The organism is Tatumella ptyseos (genome assembly GCF_030552895.1).
GTDB classification, from domain to species: Bacteria; Pseudomonadota; Gammaproteobacteria; order Enterobacterales; family Enterobacteriaceae; genus Rosenbergiella; species Rosenbergiella ptyseos_A.
On record NZ_CP130649.1, the window covers coordinates 2,324,297 to 2,341,542 of the forward strand.

At 45.6% G+C, this 17,246-nt stretch carries 17 protein-coding genes and 1 other annotated feature; of the genes, 6 read left to right on the top strand and 11 right to left on the bottom strand.

Annotated features, from left to right (window positions below; translation table 11 throughout):
- Positions 1 to 79 precede the first annotated feature (79 nt).
- Positions 80 to 844: an AraC family transcriptional regulator gene (locus QJR74_RS11115; RefSeq protein ID WP_304371921.1), complete on the top strand. Its 765-nt coding sequence runs from the start codon at positions 80 to 82 to the stop codon at positions 842 to 844.
- On the opposite strand, the gene leuA is transcribed toward QJR74_RS11115, so the two are convergent.
- Positions 819 to 2,501 carry a 2-isopropylmalate synthase gene (leuA, locus tag QJR74_RS11120; RefSeq protein WP_304371922.1) on the bottom strand — a complete coding sequence of 561 codons (1,683 nt, stop codon included), beginning with the start codon at positions 2,499 to 2,501 and terminating at the stop codon, positions 819 to 821. The two genes, QJR74_RS11115 and leuA, sit on opposite strands and share 26 nt — an antisense overlap.
- A gap of 287 nt (positions 2,502 to 2,788) precedes the next feature.
- Between leuA and raiA the strand changes: the two genes are divergently transcribed.
- On the top strand, positions 2,789 to 3,118 hold the full coding sequence (raiA, locus tag QJR74_RS11125; protein WP_099825452.1) for a ribosome-associated translation inhibitor RaiA: 330 nt from the start codon (positions 2,789 to 2,791) through the stop codon (positions 3,116 to 3,118).
- A gap of 91 nt (positions 3,119 to 3,209) precedes the next feature.
- Positions 3,210 to 3,330, top strand: a sequence feature (Phe leader region).
- A 28-nt stretch (positions 3,331 to 3,358) separates the two neighbouring features.
- Entirely contained in the window at positions 3,359 to 4,516 is a 1,158-nt protein-coding gene (pheA, locus tag QJR74_RS11130; RefSeq protein WP_304371924.1) for a bifunctional chorismate mutase/prephenate dehydratase, read from the top strand.
- 50 nt (positions 4,517 to 4,566) lie between these two features.
- Here the strand turns inward: pheA and tyrA are convergent, their stop codons facing one another.
- The 7 genes from tyrA to gpt all read right to left on the bottom strand — a co-directional run bounded on the left by tyrA (position 4,567) and on the right by gpt (position 10,977).
- The gene (gene tyrA, locus QJR74_RS11135; RefSeq protein ID WP_304371925.1) at positions 4,567 to 5,688 is read right to left on the bottom strand and encodes a bifunctional chorismate mutase/prephenate dehydrogenase; all 1,122 of its coding nucleotides are present in this window, start codon (positions 5,686 to 5,688) and stop codon (positions 4,567 to 4,569) included.
- A gap of 8 nt (positions 5,689 to 5,696) precedes the next feature.
- Positions 5,697 to 6,773, bottom strand: coding sequence for a 3-deoxy-7-phosphoheptulonate synthase (locus QJR74_RS11140; protein WP_304371926.1), 1,077 nt, complete (start codon positions 6,771 to 6,773; stop codon positions 5,697 to 5,699).
- Positions 6,774 to 6,987: 214 nt separating this feature from the next.
- On the bottom strand, positions 6,988 to 7,392 hold the full coding sequence (locus tag QJR74_RS11145) for an RcnB family protein (RefSeq protein WP_304371927.1): 405 nt from the start codon (positions 7,390 to 7,392) through the stop codon (positions 6,988 to 6,990).
- Between the two features lie 138 nt (positions 7,393 to 7,530).
- Positions 7,531 to 8,787 carry a glutamate-5-semialdehyde dehydrogenase gene (proA, locus tag QJR74_RS11150; RefSeq protein WP_304371928.1) on the bottom strand — a complete coding sequence of 419 codons (1,257 nt, stop codon included), beginning with the start codon at positions 8,785 to 8,787 and terminating at the stop codon, positions 7,531 to 7,533.
- Between the two features lie 6 nt (positions 8,788 to 8,793).
- Positions 8,794 to 9,897, bottom strand: a complete 1,104-nt coding sequence (proB, locus tag QJR74_RS11155; protein WP_304371929.1) for a glutamate 5-kinase — start codon at positions 9,895 to 9,897, stop codon at positions 8,794 to 8,796.
- 117 nt (positions 9,898 to 10,014) lie between these two features.
- Positions 10,015 to 10,407 carry a sigma factor-binding protein Crl gene (crl, locus tag QJR74_RS11160; protein ID WP_304371930.1) on the bottom strand — a complete coding sequence of 131 codons (393 nt, stop codon included), beginning with the start codon at positions 10,405 to 10,407 and terminating at the stop codon, positions 10,015 to 10,017.
- 111 nt (positions 10,408 to 10,518) lie between these two features.
- Complete coding sequence (gene gpt, locus QJR74_RS11165; protein ID WP_304371931.1) at positions 10,519 to 10,977, bottom strand: xanthine phosphoribosyltransferase; 459 nt, start codon at positions 10,975 to 10,977, stop codon at positions 10,519 to 10,521.
- A gap of 233 nt (positions 10,978 to 11,210) precedes the next feature.
- Between gpt and pepD the strand changes: the two genes are divergently transcribed.
- Positions 11,211 to 12,668: a beta-Ala-His dipeptidase gene (gene pepD, locus QJR74_RS11170; RefSeq protein ID WP_304371932.1), complete on the top strand. Its 1,458-nt coding sequence runs from the start codon at positions 11,211 to 11,213 to the stop codon at positions 12,666 to 12,668.
- Between the two features lie 56 nt (positions 12,669 to 12,724).
- Entirely contained in the window at positions 12,725 to 13,585 is an 861-nt protein-coding gene (locus tag QJR74_RS11175; RefSeq protein WP_304371933.1) for an alpha/beta hydrolase, read from the top strand.
- Here the strand turns inward: QJR74_RS11175 and dinB are convergent.
- Complete coding sequence (gene dinB, locus QJR74_RS11180; protein WP_304371934.1) at positions 13,576 to 14,631, bottom strand: DNA polymerase IV; 1,056 nt, start codon at positions 14,629 to 14,631, stop codon at positions 13,576 to 13,578. The two genes, QJR74_RS11175 and dinB, sit on opposite strands and share 10 nt — an antisense overlap.
- A 299-nt stretch (positions 14,632 to 14,930) precedes the next feature.
- Here dinB and dpaA point away from each other — a divergent pair, with 299 nt between their 5' ends.
- Positions 14,931 to 15,704, top strand: a complete 774-nt coding sequence (dpaA, locus tag QJR74_RS11185) for a peptidoglycan meso-diaminopimelic acid protein amidase (RefSeq protein ID WP_304371935.1) — start codon at positions 14,931 to 14,933, stop codon at positions 15,702 to 15,704.
- Here the strand turns inward: dpaA and QJR74_RS11190 are convergent.
- A complete protein-coding gene (locus tag QJR74_RS11190; protein ID WP_304371936.1) occupies positions 15,669 to 16,442 on the bottom strand; it encodes a class II glutamine amidotransferase in 774 nt (257 codons plus the stop codon). The genes dpaA and QJR74_RS11190 overlap by 36 nt on opposite strands.
- A 121-nt stretch (positions 16,443 to 16,563) precedes the next feature.
- Complete coding sequence (gene lpcA / locus QJR74_RS11195; RefSeq protein ID WP_304371937.1) at positions 16,564 to 17,151, bottom strand: D-sedoheptulose 7-phosphate isomerase; 588 nt, start codon at positions 17,149 to 17,151, stop codon at positions 16,564 to 16,566.
- Positions 17,152 to 17,246: the final 95 nt, after the last annotated feature.

Sequence of the window (17,246 nt, forward strand, 5' to 3'; positions counted from 1 at the left end):
CTCTCAACCTTCCTACGCCATTGAAAAGCGATCTTCCTCGTAATACTCTTATTCACATCTCTGCTAACGATGAAATCGCATGTCAACGACACTGCCCATTAATTTTGATACACGCCCGTTGATTCCCCTTGCGCATGATTATTCCCATGGCGAGAGTGAACCTTGGCATCAACATAACTGTGCACAATTACTCTATAGTTTAAGCGGTGTGGTCAGCGTTCATACCCCACAAGGGTGCTGGATCATCCCACCCACCAGAGGAGTGTGGTTACCTGCTGGTATTATCCACCGATTGACCATCACAGGAAAAGTTGCCGCTAGGACCCTGTTTATTGATCCTTTCGCTCGGGCTGATTTACCAACAGGGTGTCAAGTGGTTCAAGTCTCGTCTCTCTTAAGGGAGCTCATTATTACAGCGCTTGATCTCCCTGTTCACTACGAACCGAATAGCCGAGCGGAAAGGGTATATGAGCTTATCTTAGACGAAATTCGGGGAATGTCGGTGCTCCCCTTTAGTTTGCCAGAACCCGTCTCCCCAGCACTGAAGAACCTATGTTTACTAGTGCGTAATGATCTTGCAAAACCTTGGACAACCTCAGAGGCAGCGACGCTGATTAATCTTAGTGAGCGCACACTATTAAGACATTTTCGCCATGAAATAGGGTTCTCGTTCAGTGAATGGGTACGGCGGGCAAAATTAATGGAGGCTTTAAAACGTCTTGCATTGGGCCAGTCGGTATTAAGAGTGGCCCTTGATTTAGGTTACGAAAGCCAAAGCGCTTTTAGTACGATGTTTCGCCGACGATTAGGGCTTCCTCCTAGCCATTATTTTCATTCCTCTTAATCAGAGGAAGAGCATTCAGCAACGCCTGCAAAGAGGCTCTAGCAATATCGCTATCGACACTCACCCCCCATTGGCTCTCTTCCCGCGTACTCTTACAAAGGATATATGCGGCAGAGCGACTCTCATTTTTTCGCCCTAAAGTATGCTCGTGATAATCTTCTATTATTAGAGACTCTTTTAAATAAAGATTTATTGCGTGCGCCGCTGCAGACAATATCCCATTCCCCTCCCCCTTTAACGTGAGGACTTTTTCCTCTGTTTTAACCTGAGCTTGGAACTGAATACGATTGGCCCCCAAACTTTCTGTTCGATAATCTAATAACTGATATCGAGCCTGCTCGTGAGGACCGTAAAGTTGACGAAAGAGTTGCCATACTTGTGCTAATGTCATTTCTCGGCCACTTTGGTCAGAAATCATTTGTACATGTCGACTGAACGCTTGCTGTAAGGCTCGAGGAAGTTTTAACCCATGATTCTGTTCTAACATCCATGCCGTGCCACTTTTACCTGATTGGCTATTTACACGAATAACAGCCTCATAATTACACCCAATGTCATTAGGATCGATGAGTAGATAAGGGATTTCCCATAATGTTTTCGGATCATGCTCCCGCGCGTTGAACCCTTTTTTTATCGCATCTTGATGAGATCCCGAAAACGCAGTAAAGGCGAGTTTGCCCGCATAAGGATGCCGTGGATGAACGGGGATTTGGTTGTATTCCTCAACTTGCTCAACGATATTAGTCATATCACTAAAATCAAGCTGTGGCGGAATACCTTGACTGTAAAGATTTAACGCTAAAGTGACTAAACACAGATTTCCTGTCCGCTCTCCATTCCCAAAAAGACAACCTTCTACCCTTTCTGCTCCTGCAAGTAATGCCAATTCAGCGCTCGCCACCCCGCAGCCTTGATCATTATGTGGATGAACACTAATACATACCGATTCTCGATAACAAAAATGGCGGCAAAAATATTCAATTTGATCCGCATAGACATTAGGCGTATTAACCTCAACAGTACTAGGTAAATTGATAATCATTGGTCGTTCGGAAGTAGGTTGCCAAACCTTTGCTACAGCATGGCAGATCTCTAACGCAAAATCTGGTTCAGTAAAGCAGAATGTTTCCGGTGAATATTGATAAGTCCAATGCGTGTCAGGATTTGCCTCACAGCAACGACGAATTAGCTCACTCCCTGCCACCGCCAAAGCAACAATCTCTTCTTTAGTCTGCTGGAAGACTAAGCGTCGAAACAAAGGTGCCGTAGCGTTATAAAGATGAATCGTAGCCCGTTTAGATCCTTTCAATGCATCAAATGTTCGTTCAATAAGATCGGTTCGCGCTTGAGTAATTACCTGAATGGTCACGTCGTCTGGAATACGATTCTCTTCAATTAATCGACGTACAAATTGAAAATCAGTATCGGAGGCGGCAGGAAAAGCGACCTCTATTTCTTTAAATCCGCACGCTAACAGTAATTCCCAAAACTTTATTTTACGTTCGACACTCATAGGCTCAGCTAACGCTTGATTACCGTCTCGTAAGTCCGTCGACAGCCAGCGTGGGGGATGAGTGAGTTGTTTATTTGGCCAAATTCTATCCGCTAAAGCGATAACAGGATAAGGCTTATATTTGGTGGACGGGTCAAGCAGCATGGTAGTTCCTTTCACAGGGTAAAACACTATCCTAGCGATACCACCATCCCGACGACTCATGCATTCGTGACAACCTTATGCTTGAAACGGACAACCCCTACTATGCACCATCGAAAATTATAGGGTGCTAAATGATAAAAATTTTTTTCGCTAACACTCAAATACTTAAAAATAGGCGCCCGGGCTAAAATTTTTCAGATATCAATAATGTGATATAAATCACATTATTGATATGTATAGTCGGTATTCTGAAAGCACGTATGATGGCAATGACGAAGAGAGGTAAAATGATGATCAACATCACCAGTAAGCAAATGGATATTACCCCGGCAATCCGTAGTCATATCGAGGAGCGGTTTGCAAAGCTTGAAAAGTGGCAGACTCAACTGATTAATCCTCACGTGGTCCTCTCTAAAGAGCCTAAAGAGTTCGTTGCCGACGCGACACTCAATACGCCTAACGGCACCCTTGTTGCCACCGCGAAACATGATGATATGTATGTGGCCGTCAACGAGCTTATCTCTAAACTCGAACGTCAACTCAACAAGGTCCAGCACAAAGCAGAAGCGCGACGTGCCAATGGCAGCGTTAAAGATATCATTCCCGCAGAATCCTAATGTCATCGCGCACCCCAAGGGTGCGCGGTTTTAGGTTGACGCGCTTCATCGCAGACGTTACTCTCTAAATTCAACTCTATTGAGAAAATACCATGCACGCTAACTTGTTTTTCTTTTCATTTTTTTTTAGCTCCCCCACCCAGGGAAGCCGCTTCGACTAGAATAAATGAAAAGACGAACAAAAGGCCTCCCTTCCGGGAGGCTTTTTTTTTGAAAAAATAAAAAACAAAAGGACAGACTATGACCCCTTATGCTTCGCTTGACGAATTGCGGCATGATATTAGTGATCTGGATAGCCGTTTACTCACTTTACTCGCTAAACGTCGTGAGCTTGCCGTTGCAGTGGGCAACTATAAGTTACAAACCCAACGTCCAGTACGCGATGTGGTTCGTGAAAAGCAACTTCTGGAAAAACTGATCGAGCAAGGTAAAACGCTCTCTCTCGATAGTCACTATATTACGCGTCTATTTCAGCTGGTTATTGAAGACTCGGTCCTGATCCAACAAGCTTTACTGCAAAAAGCACTCAACGATTCTCAGCAACAAGCCGTTCGTGTCGCGTTCTTAGGACCTAAAGGCTCTTATTCTCACCTTGCCGCACGAAGCTACGCCTCACATCATTTCGATCAAATGATTGAGGTTGGCTGCAGTAAATTCCAAGATATTGTTAATCAAGTAGAAAAGGGATTGGCTGATTATGCTGTGCTCCCCCTTGAGAATACCAGTTCAGGTTCAATTAATGATGTCTACGACTTACTTCAAAACACTGGCCTACATATTGTTGGAGAGATGACCTTACCGATCAATCACTGTTTGTTAGTGTCGGGGGAAACTTCTCTTGCGGCAATCACTACCGTCTATAGCCATCCTCAACCTTTTCAACAATGCAGCCAATACTTAACTCACTATCCACATTGGAAAATTAACTATACTGAAAGTACTGCAGCGGCAATGGAAACCGTGGCGAGCTTGAACGATCCTTCTGTCGCTGCACTCGGTAGTGAAGCCGGTGGCCAACTCTATCAACTTCAAGCAATAGATCGCCAACTCGCTAACCAGTCACAAAACATAACCCGTTTTATAATCCTAGCGCGTAAACCGGTGAAAGTATCAAAACAAGTCCCAGCGAAAACCACTTTATTAATGGCAACCGGACAGCAAGCTGGTGCGTTGGTCGATGCACTATTGGTCCTCAGACAACATGATATTGTGATGACTAAACTTGAGTCCCGCCCTATTAACGGTAATCCTTGGGAAGAAATGTTTTATATCGACGTACAAGCCAATAGCAGTGACCCCTCTATGCAGTCTGCCCTACAGCAGCTTACTGAACTTACTCGCTACTTGAAGGTGCTGGGTTGTTATCCCAGCGAGACAGTTACCGCCGTGACACCATAAAAAAAAGCACCACTGTCTTACAGTGGTGCTTAATATGTGTTGGTTGCGAATTACTTTCGATTGTCGTTCGCTGACCTGAGTAAAGAACGACTTTCAGTCATAAATGTCTTAGCGTAATCGCCAAACCACGTTTGTACCCCAGCAAAGCTCTTGATAAAAGAGGCTTTATCGCCACGTTCGAGCTGCGCCAAAGCCTCGCCAAATCGCGTGTAATAACGCTTAATTAAGGCAATATTATTAGGTGAGGACATTATAATATCAGCATATAACTGTGCATCTTGAGCAAACAGGCGTCCCACCATTGCCAATTCCAAGCGGTAAATTGGTGAAGAAAGTGCCAATAATTGTTTGAGATCGACATTCTCTTCTGACAGATGTAACCCATAGGCAAAAGTTGCAAAGTGTCTGAGTGCCTGAATGAAAGCCATATTTTGGTCATGCTCGTCAGCCGTAGCAGCATGCAACCTTGCCCCCCAGACCTCGATCTGCTGGAGAAACCACTGATAAGCTTCAGGAGAACGGCCATCACACCAGACCACGACTTGTTTCGCCAAGCTACCACTATCAGGTCCGAACATAGGGTGCAAGCCCAATACTGGTCCGTGATGAGCTGCCATCATGGCTTGTAGGGGGGCCTTTTTAACTGAGCACAAGTCAACTAAGATACAATCGTCCGGTAAGGGCGGGAGTTGTTGAATAACTTGCTCAGTTAGGTGAATAGGAACACTAACGATCACCATTCCCGCATCACTGACTAAAGAAGCCGCTTGGCTCCACTCTTCCTTGTCGAGTAGACGGACTTGATAACCTGAGAGCGTTAACATACGCTCGAACAAGCGCCCCATTTTTCCTTTGCCCCCAACAATAACGATAGGTCGCATGGCTGGATTGAGCGTCTTAAACCCTTTATCATTTTCACTGGCATAAGACTCACGCATCACTCTACGCAATACATCTTCGATTAAATCGGCGGGGATTCCAACCGCCTCAGCCTCCGCACGACGTGAAGCCAACATGGAGGCCTCACGCTCTGGCACATAGATCGGCAGTCCGTGCTGGCTTTTCACTTCTCCGACTTCCGCCACTAACTGCATACGTTGTGCAAGTAAAGCTAGCAAAGCCTTGTCTGTTTCATCGATTTTATCGCGTAGTGCATTCAGTTCTGCAACCATTACCCTATCTACCCTTCCACTGTACTTGAGGTGATCATAGCATTCATTGCATTCGCAAGTTTCTTTAATAATTGCTCGGTGGTTTGCCAGTTAATGCAGGCATCTGTCACTGAGACGCCATATTGCATCTCAGCACGAGGTAAGTCGGATGATTGACTCCCTTCAAATAAGTGACTCTCTAACATAATTCCAGTTATAGAGCGGTTTCCAGCTTGTAACTGCTGTAATACGCTTTCCGCCACTACCGTTTGGCGACGATAATCCTTATTCGAGTTTCCGTGGCTACAATCAATCATTAAAGAAGGGCGTAATCCTGCCTTGGTCATTTCAGACTCACACTGAGCAATATCTTCCGGATGATAATTTGGCGTCTTACCTCCTCGTAAAATAACATGGCCGTCCTCATTGCCCTGAGTCTGTAATAGGCATACCTGACCTTGTTGATTGATTCCCACAAAACGGTGTGGCATTGCAGCGGCACGCATAGCATTAATTGCCGTTCCCAAGCTACCATCGGTACCGTTTTTAAATCCAACAGGCATAGACAGACCCGACGCCATTTCACGATGTGTTTGCGATTCAGTCGTCCTTGCACCAATGGCTGACCAGCTAAACAGATCACCGAGGAACTGTGGCGAATTAGGATCTAAAGCCTCTGTTGCCAAAGGTAGACCCATAGACACCAACTCGACCAATAATTGACGCGCGAGTTTTAATCCTTGCTCAATATCAAATGATCCATCCATATGAGGATCATTAATCAATCCCTTCCACCCTACGGTAGTGCGAGGTTTCTCAAAATAAACGCGCATCACCAAATAAAGAGAATCGCTCACTTCTGCGGCTAATTTTTTGTAGCGCGCTGCATACTCTAATGCCGCTTGCGGATCATGGATAGAACATGGTCCGCAGACGACCAATAGACGAGGGTCTCGGCCAGCGATGATATTAGCGATAGTTTGGCGGGAATCTTGGATCTGCTGCTGCTGTTCCGCAGTCAGTGGAAACAGTGCTTTCAATTCTGCCGGGGTCATCATTACTGACTCATCCGTGATATGAACATTATTTAAGGCATCTTTTTGCATGATATTACCTGACTAAAATTAGGGGGTCTTAACGACCAATACCCCTACCATAACATAAAAAGTAAACTTTTCAATCCAACAAACACTCTTGGTGTAAATATATATTTACAAAATGCCGTTACGTAAATTCATATCACCTGAATTTGTAATCTATTCTATACACACGCCGATTTACAGGTAAAAAAAGGCCCAAACTATTTCGGGCCTTATTGAATTAATTGTTGAGGATAAGTGAAGTGATCACCCCAGTGGCAACAGCAATCAGTACGTAATTACCGTTAATGTTCGCCCAACGATGTCCTGGCGGTGGTGAACCTAGTCCATGCCGGTGCCAGTCGTTCACCCAATACCGGTTTTGATAGTATTGATGAGGGAATCGTCCACCTGGTCTAAAGTGATGGCCATCATAGAAGAAATCTCTTCTATCATAACCTGGTCGATGATCAGAGTACCTACCATGATCGCGATGGTCGTCGCGCCAATCGTGATGTTCGTGCCAACGTGGTCCAGAATGACCATGGCGGTCCCAATCATCATGATGGTGATCATGAGCATAGGCCATTACCATCGGGTTTAAGGTTAAGCATACCATCGCTAACACTAGAGGTCTTTTACGCATAACATCTCGCTTGAGCCAAAATATTGGTGAGATTATGCGAAATACGGTACGCTTAGCCATCAAGATTACTCTTGAATCTTATCGAGAGAGTATGTCCAAAGTTATCGAACCCCCCACTTTCTTAACAAAACCTTATCACTATCCCCGTAAAGTATTTTCTCCCCAACAGATCCACTTATAGGTAGTTAATGCTTCTAATCCCATTGGCCCCCGCGCGTGTAATTTCTGGGTACTCACTGCCACTTCAGCCCCCAAGCCAAATTGACCGCCATCGGTAAAACGAGTACTAGCATTCACGTATACCGCAGCCGAGTCGACTTGATTTACGAATTCCTGAGCATTTTGATAACTTTTAGTCAAAATACCGTCTGAATGTTGCGTACCGTACTCACGGATATGTTCAACCGCTGCGTATAAGCCTTCTACCGCTTTGATATTGAGATCCAGAGACAGCCATTCATCTCGGTAAGAGGCTTCGGTGGCTTGCGCATAGCCTTTATTCTCTAGCGCTGAATGGGATGATAATTGTGGGTCGACGTGAAGAGTAATCGACTCCTGTGCCATACGTGCTACAAATTTGGGTAAGAATCGGTCTAGCTGATCATGGTGAATTAATAGTGTTTCTAGAGAGTTACAAGCGCTTGGGCGTTGTTTTTTAGCATTAACGATCACATCAAGCGCTTGCTCAGACTCCATTGTTTCATCGACATAGAGGTGACAAACACCAATACCCCCGGTGATCACAGGAATAGTCGAGTGCTCACGACACAGTTTATGCAAGCTGGCGCCGCCACGCGGAATCAACATATCGACATACTTATCCAACTTCAGTAATTGTGTGACCCATTGGCGGTCAGGGTCATCAATCGCTTGAACGGCATCGATTGGTAGGCCATGCTGGATTAACGCTTTGCGAATAACCTTCACAGTCTGCGAGTTAGTGCGATAGGTCTCTTTTCCACCACGCAGAATTGCTGCATTACCTGTCTTTAAGCATAGTGTTGCCACGTCGATGGTCACATTTGGGCGAGCTTCGTAAATAATCGCCACGACGCCTAATGGAACTCGACGTCGCTCAATTTTCAAACCACTCTCTAATTGTCCACCATCGATCACTTGACCAATAGGGTCAGCCAGCTGACAGACTTTACGCACATCATTGGCGATATCCGCTAATCTTTCGACGGTAAGTGTTAAGCGGTCAATTAGCGCAGCCGAGAGGCCTTGTTGAACAGCATCAGCCACATCCAATTGGTTTGCGGCTAAAATATCCTTAGCGTGAGCATTTAATTGATCAGCAATCGTCATCAATAACTGATTTTTTTCTGCCGCGGTCAATGTGGCGAGTTGGTAAGCAGCAGCCTTAGCACGCTGCCCCATAAATTCTATATTCATCTCGATTTATCCTACAATCATATCATCACGATGTACGGCCACAGCACCATACTCATAGCCTAGTATTTCACTGATAGATTGGCTATGTTTCCCGGCAATCATGCGTAACGCATCGCTGTTATAGCGCGAAACGCCGTGAGCGATATCATTGCCTTGGGGATCGCGAATCGCGATAACTTCACCACGAGAAAAATTACCAGTAATCTCTATAATCCCTTTCGGCAGTAATGAGCTACCCCGTTCGAGTAGTGCGGTTAACGCACCGGCATCAATGACTGCCGAGCCTGCGGGTGGTGCACCAAAAATCCAATGCTTACGACTTTCCAGACGATGTTCTTGCGCATGGAACAAGGTTCCCGCTTTTTCACCTTGCAATAATCTTTGAATCACAATAGGTTGGTCGCCTGGAGCGATAATGACATCAATACCCGCCCGACATGCCACTTCTGCTGCCTGTAATTTGGTCGCCATCCCCCCAGTTCCTAATCCAGAAACACTTCCACCTGCCATCATTTTTAAGGAATCGTCGATCTGATAAACATCCTCGATCAATGTTGCCTCAGGATCATAACGAGGGTCGGCGGTAAAAAGGCCTTGTTGATCGGTCAACAACAACAGCTTATCAGCGTCGGAAAGTATTGCCGCAAGCGCGGACAGGTTGTCATTGTCCCCCACTTTGATTTCTGCCGTAGCCACGGCATCATTCTCGTTAATAACTGGGACGATACGCTGATCTAATAGTGCATGCAGCATATCGCGAGCATTAAGAAAACGCTCTCTATCTTCCATATCCGCGCGGGTAATAAGCATTTGGCCGATATGGATACCATAAATGGCGAATAACTGTTCCCACAACTGGATCAGACGGCACTGACCTACCGCTGCGAGGAGTTGTTTTGACGCAATGGTGGGAGGCAGTTCGGGATAATTCAGATGCTCTCTACCTGCTGCGATAGCACCAGAGGTTACGACCACAATGCGATGACCGTCATTCATGGCTTGTGCACATTGCCGCACAATCTCTACCATTCTTGCACGATTCAGCTGACGCGACCCACCAGTGAGTACACTGGTCCCTAATTTGACCACTAAGGTCTGACTGCCACTCATATTTCCTGCCACCTAAAGATTTAAATAAGTGAACAGTTGTATCAGGACAGCTAGAGCTTGCCAATAGCTATCCTTAGGCTTGAAGCAACTTAATTTAAAAAGGGGCGGCGTAGAGGATTAAATCGACAGTGAAGGTTCGAAGTCACTCGCAGGGATTAGCGGGGCATTCAATTCGTTCATCAATGCCTCTAAGCGTGGAAAGAACTTTTGAAGGCTGGCTTCTGCTTCTTGTCGATCGACTTCGCGTTTGATATCCACGGGAACCCATTGGCCCGCCTTATCATATAAACCAAAGTCAAAACGATAATCGAAGTGGGTTTCTTGAGCTTCCAATACCAACCACCACCCCCAGAACTCTCTCTTCTCTGGTGCCGGTTTAATATTGGTACAAACAGCTAAACAATCAAAAAAGAAGCGGTTCTCTTGACACTGTTCTTCACGCAGGTAGGGACCTAGCTCATTAAATTTTACGATGTAACGGCCTCTGAAGTGGCCTCCGGGTAATACCATCTGACAACACTCCTATTAGCGTTCATTGTTTTCAGTGTTACTTTTAGCAGACTTACTATTAAATGAAAATGATAAAAAAAAAAACAGCACCCTTAGGTGCTGTTTTTTTCATCAACCTTTAACTAACGGTGGAATAAAGGTAATCCCCATATCCCAAGGTTGTTCAATCCAGGTATCTTGTGGAATATCAACGACATAATCATCGACTAATGGGCGACCGGCTGGCTTAGCAAAAATCGTCACAAAACGCGCCTTGTGGTACATTTCACGAACAACTTTCGCAGTACCGCCTGTGTCGACTAAGTCGTCAATAACAATAAATCCTTCACCATCGCCTTCTGCACGTTTTAAAATTTTCATTTCACGTTGATGGTCATGGTCGTAGCTTGAGATGCAAACTGTATCGACGTGGCGAATACCCAGTTCACGTGCTAATAAGGCCGCAGGAACTAATCCACCACGGCTTACCGCGATGATGCCTTTCCACTGTTCAACTGGCAGTAATTTCTCAGCCAACTGACGGGCGTGAATTTGCAACATATCCCAAGTAACTACGTATTTTTGACTCATAATAATCAGGCTCCGACCAACAGAGTTGGTCTGGTGAATGGACAAACGAAAAAAAGTTTGCGCGTGATTATAGGGATAACGTCAGATAAAAACCAGTGCTGCTACGGACTTTGACTTTTTTTCGGTATAAATCGCTGCTTACTCGCGAACAATGATATGCTTTCTCTACTTATAATAACCGCTACATGCCCTATTAAATGGGCTTAATCCTAATCCGTTATAGGAGACGCATTGTGTCTGAACTGTCTCAACTGTCACCGCAACCCTTATGGGACTTCTTTGCCAAAATCTGTTCTATCCCACATCCTTCTTATCATGAAGAAGCATTAGCCTCGTATATTGTTGAGTGGGCTAAAACACAGCAATTTTGGTGTGAGCGGGATACTGCCGGGAATATTCTAATCCGTAAGCCTGCAACCGCGGGGATGGAAAACCGTAAGCCTGTCGCCCTACAAGCTCACCTCGATATGGTGCCACAGAAGAATAATGCGACCGAACATGACTTTGCGCGAGATCCAATTCAACCTTGGGTGGATGGTGAATGGCTGAAGGCTCGCGGAACAACACTTGGCGCTGATAACGGTATTGGTATGGCTTCTGCACTCGCTGTTCTCGCCGATAAAACGGTTGAACACGGTCCTCTTGAAGTCCTGCTGACGATGACCGAGGAAGCGGGGATGGAAGGCGCATTTGGCTTACAACCCAACTGGCTACAGGCCGATATATTGATCAATACCGACTCGGAAGAGGAAGGTGAAGTCTATATGGGCTGTGCAGGGGGAATTGATTTCCTCTCTGAGCTGCCGATAAGCCGCCGCGATACTCCTGCTCACTATCTGACTTTAGAGATTAGCCTCAAAGGGCTACGGGGTGGTCACTCTGGAGCCGATATTCATCTTGGGTTAGGTAACGCCACTAAACTATTGGCTCGTTTCTTTGCCGAATCTCGCCATAAACTCGACCTGCAGTTGATCGATTTTAAAGGCGGTAACTTACGTAATGCTATTCCTCGAGAAGCGAATGCAGTTGTCGCCGTTGCGCCTGAGCAGGAAGCGACTCTTCAACAGACACTGCAAGATTATTTATTGATCTTACAAAACGAAGTCGCGCCAAAAGATAAAAATATCACCTTAAGCGCACAAGCAATCTCACATACTGGTCAGCCATTAGACACCGAAAGCCAAGATCGATTTATTAATTTACTGAATGTGACCCCTAATGGCGTAATCCGTAACTCAGATGTTGCGCCAGGTGTGGTCGAGACATCGTTAAATATCGGTATTGTAACGCTCGAAGAAACCCAAGCAAAAATCTACTGTTTAATTCGCTCGCTTATTGATAGTGGGAAAGAGTATGTCGTCTCAATGTTACATTCTTTGGGCGCATTAGCCGGTGCGAAAACTGAGGCGTCGGGGAGCTATCCTGGCTGGCAGCCTGATGCTAATTCAGCCATCATGGCGCTAACTCGTGAAATTTATTTGGACCTTTTTGGTAAGAAGCCTAACATTCAAGTTATCCACGCTGGTCTTGAGTGCGGTTTATTCCGTGAACCATATCCACATTTAGATATGGTCTCCATTGGCCCAACGATCACTGGCCCGCATTCACCCGATGAACAAGTGCATATTGGAAGCGTTGGGCTTTACTGGCAGCTTCTGACCGCCTTATTAAAAGCAGTCCCTACAAAATAAGTATAGGGCTAGGTGGTCGCTCGCCTAGCCTGTTATTTTTTGAGAGGGTATCTATAGTGACTTACGGTATTCGCAGGTGGGTGACGTTACTCTTTCTGCCCCTTTTCGCCCAAGCCTCTGTTGAGAAAATCATGCTTTGGCCCATGGGTAGTGAGCAAATCCGTCCAGGTCCGAGCGAGGTGGTTTCAACAAAAGGTAAAGTCACTCAAGTCAACGCGCCATTTTTACGTCTCTATTCTCCCAAGCGCTTTAACGGCAAAACCGTACTCATCGCGGCGGGTGGAGGTTACCAGAGAATCGAGCAAACTAAAGAGGCGTTACCTGCCGCCCACTTCCTGACTCAACATGGATTTCGGGCTTATATCCTGACTTACCGATTACCCAACGCACACTGGCCGGCGGGAAAAGATGTCGCAATGGTCGATGTTCAACAAGCGTTGACGCTTATACATAAAGGTAATCCTCATCTCAGCGTACTCGGCTTTTCAGCCGGCGCCCATTTACTTGCTCTAGCCATTAATCGTCCAGCAGCGCATAAAGTCCCCTTATCGGTTGAGGGTGTGGCGTTAATCTACCCAATTATCTCTGTTGAACCTCCCCTCGATCACAGTGCGACGCATCGGGTCCTTGCTGGGCATCATGCGACACGCCAAGAAGAAAAAAAATGGTCGGTACAATATGCTATCCATGATTTTTCTCCCCCTTTATTCGTTGTCGAAAGCGAAGATGACCCTATTGCGCCGCCTCAGAATGGTGTTTTACTTCATCAGGCAGCGGGTCAACATCATGTTCCTATGACATGGATACGCTACACAACGGGAGGCCATGGTTTTGGATTAGGACGAAAAGGCATGCCCGACTCCGCTTGGCCACAACACTACCTTACTTGGCTCAAGCAGCTGCCAGTTCATAATTGAAGCGGTAATTGACGCTCAACTTGCGGGTCAAGCAGATTGACATGTAGGCCAATCAGCCTGACCGAACGCCCCTGACGCCGCTGTTCCCAGAGTTTAAAGGCAAGGTCGATAAAATCCTGCTTCGTCAGTTCAGTCCATATATGTTCAAGTGTCGTTTGTTGAAAATCTGAAAACTTGAATTTAACGCCCTGACGTGCGATCCGTAAATCGGGACGGACGAGACGTAACCGACGTTCGAGTTCTGTGTACAATTTTTCAATGACATCCAAACATTGCCCCCACTGTTCGATATCAGTAGAAAGCGTGGTCTCGACACCAACAGACTTACGCAGTCGATGGCCGTCAACGTCTCGCGTATCGATACCTTGACTTTTTTCCCATAGACTTCTCCCAAATTTACCGAAGGTTTTTAACAAAAAGCTCAGCTCAACCTTCTGAATGTCAGCGCAAGTGTAAAGGCCTAAATCGGCTAATTTTCGTGAAGAGACCTCCCCCACTCCTGGGATCTTAGCTAAGGGAAGCGTCTGTAAAAAAGAGTCGACCTGGTGTGGTGGGATCACATACAGCCCATTAGGTTTATTCACTTCAGAAGCAATCTTGGCTAGAAATTTAATTGGCGCCACACCTGCTGAAGCTGTCAGCCCGGTTTCATCGAAAATGGAGCGGCGGATCTCTTCCGCTATTAATGTTGCGGAGCCTTGGCAAGCAAGGCATTCAGTGACATCAAGGTAAGCTTCATCCAGAGAAAGAGGCTCTACTTTTGAAGTATAACGCTTAAATATTTGCTGTATTTGGGCAGAGGCTTGCTTGTATGCGTCAAATCGGCCAGGAAGTAGGGTCAATTGAGGACATAACTTTAATGCGGTGGCTGTTGGCATAGCACTTTTCACGCCATACAGGCGTGCCGGATAATTAGCGGTACTAATTACTCCCCGCCGTTCTCGACTCCCGCCGATTGCAATAGGAATATCCCGCAGAGCAGGATTATCTCTCATTTCAACCGCTGCATAAAAACAATCCATATCGACATGAATAATTTTACGCATATTTCCCTCTCAGACTTATCACTAGCATACTGTATAAATAACCAGATACCAATGCAAGATATTGCCTCATAAAGGCGATAAGTGGGGAAGCGATAGATCAAAACGACTCGGTGGCAAAAGAAGAATGCGAGCGGTGTTACTTATAAATTCTTAGCTCATTTTTTTTAACAAAAAAAGGCAGATGAAGACTTGATTAAAGCCATAACAGTGATAATGTTGCGCAGATAAACCGTTCTACTGCAATAGTCTGTTATCCGATTGCAGACCGTCCTCATGATTGTCATCAAGGTATACCCAGTATGCGTATTTTCGCACTCATTTTTGCGATATTGTTTTCCTGTAACGCGTTCTCACAAGAAGTCGTTCCACTTTCTAATGCATTACAAGCACCTGTCAGCGATCAACTTAAAACTGAACTGATCGGTTCACCGGTATTTATCCAGATTTTTAAGTCTGAGCGTACGCTTGAACTTTATGCCAAGGTGGGTAACCAGTTCCGCCTACTCAATCGCTTTAATATTTGTAAATTCTCAGGTGGCTTAGGTCCTAAACGGGTTCAAGGTGATTTTAAAAGCCCAGAAGGCTTCTATACCATCGGGGCTTCGCAGCTGCACCCTGATAGTCATTATTACCGCGCCATTAATTTAGGTTTTCCTAATCAATATGACAGGGCCAATGGTTATAACGGCAACTATTTGATGATACACGGAGATTGTGTCTCTATTGGCTGCTATGCCATGACGAATAGTGGTATCGACCAGATCTTTAAGTATGTAACGGCCGCCTTTAACAACGGACAAACACAGATTGAAGTGAATATTTATCCGTTCCGTATGACCGATGATAACATGCGTCGCTATGCTGGCTCACAATACATCGATTTTTGGAAGCAGTTGAAGCCTGGTTATGATTATTTCGAGAAATATAAGCAACCGCCAATGATCGCTGTAATGAATAACCATTATGTCGTCAATGGTCAGAATAGTGGAACGATTACCCCACGAGGTAACCCATTCCAAACCACTACACCCAGTGCTTCAAAGACCTTTTTGGCCTTCACCCAAGCAAAATAGCTTCCATTCGCCTGGCATAATCTTATGCCAGGTTTCATTACCCGTCAGGGGCTGCGTTGCGACGACTGTCACGACATCGTGAGCCGTTGTCTGCTGCATAAAATCAACCTCGACATCTTGATCAATTAATACCGCTTTACCAAATGGCGCACGTCGCGTGATCCAATGAAGATGGGTTGAGCAATAGGCCATCAAATAACGACCATCTGAAAGTAACATATTGAAAACACCTAATGCTCTCAATTCATTAGCCAGTTCAGCTATATAACGAAAGACTGGCGTCCAATTTTTTGGCGTCTGTGGAAAACGTTGTGAAAGTTTATGCAGTAACCAGCAGAAAGCCCGTTCACTGTCCGTTTCCCCCACTGGCCGAAATTGTCCGGTTTCAAGGCGACGGTAACCTTTTAGCTGCCCGTTATGCGCATAAGTCCAATGACGTCCCCAAAGTTCACGGGTAAAAGGGTGAGTGTTCTCTAAAGCGACTTTACCGCGGTTTGCTTGACGAATATGTGCGATAACAGAATGAGATTTGATAGGATACTCTTGCACTAATCGCGCAATGGGAGATTCAAAACTCGGCAACGGGTCCTTAAAGGTTCGGCACCCCTTCCCTTCATAAAAAGTAATCCCCCATCCATCCTTATGCGGTCCAGTTCCTCCGCCGCGTTGGACTAAGCCGGAAAAACTAAAACAGATATCAGTAGGGACATTTGCGCTCATCCCAAGCAGCTCACACATGCAGTTGACCTCAATAACAGCGTATCAGTCACTTAATGCCGATACTGAATAATCAATAACATGCTCTACGTATTGCTGCAACGGGATAACGCGCGCTCATTTTATAACAAAATAGAAATACTTATGCCGAAATACGTTCCATCTCTTTTTCAATCAACATAATTAAGATATGGATAACTTTGATATGAATCTCTTGAATACGGTCAGCATAACCAAAATGTGGAACACGGATTTCAATATCCGCAGTGCCCACCATCTTACCGCCATCCTTACCTGTCAGGGTGATCACTTTCATACCCTTGCTGCGTGCGGCACTGATAGCGCGGATGATATTACTCGAATTACCTGAGGTAGAAATACCAAGGAGAACGTCACCTGACTGCCCTACCGCCTCGATAAAGCGAGAAAAAACGAACTCATAGCCAAAATCGTTACTGACACACGATAAATGACTCACGTCAGAGATCGCAATGGCCGGGTAGCCAGGACGGTCTTCACGATAACGCCCCGTTAGTTCCTCCGCAAAATGCATTGCATCGCAGTGTGAACCACCGTTCCCACAAGATAATACCTTCCCACCCTGTTTAAAGCTTGCCGCCAGCAGCTCTGCAGCCTGCTGAATAGCGTTAAGGTTAGCGTCTTGACTGAGGAACTGCTCAAGCGTTTTAGCTGCCTCATTTAACTCATCACGGATAAGATCACGGTACATATAAATTCCTTGTGGAATACGGAAAAATTCTGGTGCCAAGTGTAGCCCATTAGTGTTTCAGTGCAATATGACCAAGGCGATTAACCTAGGTTTCT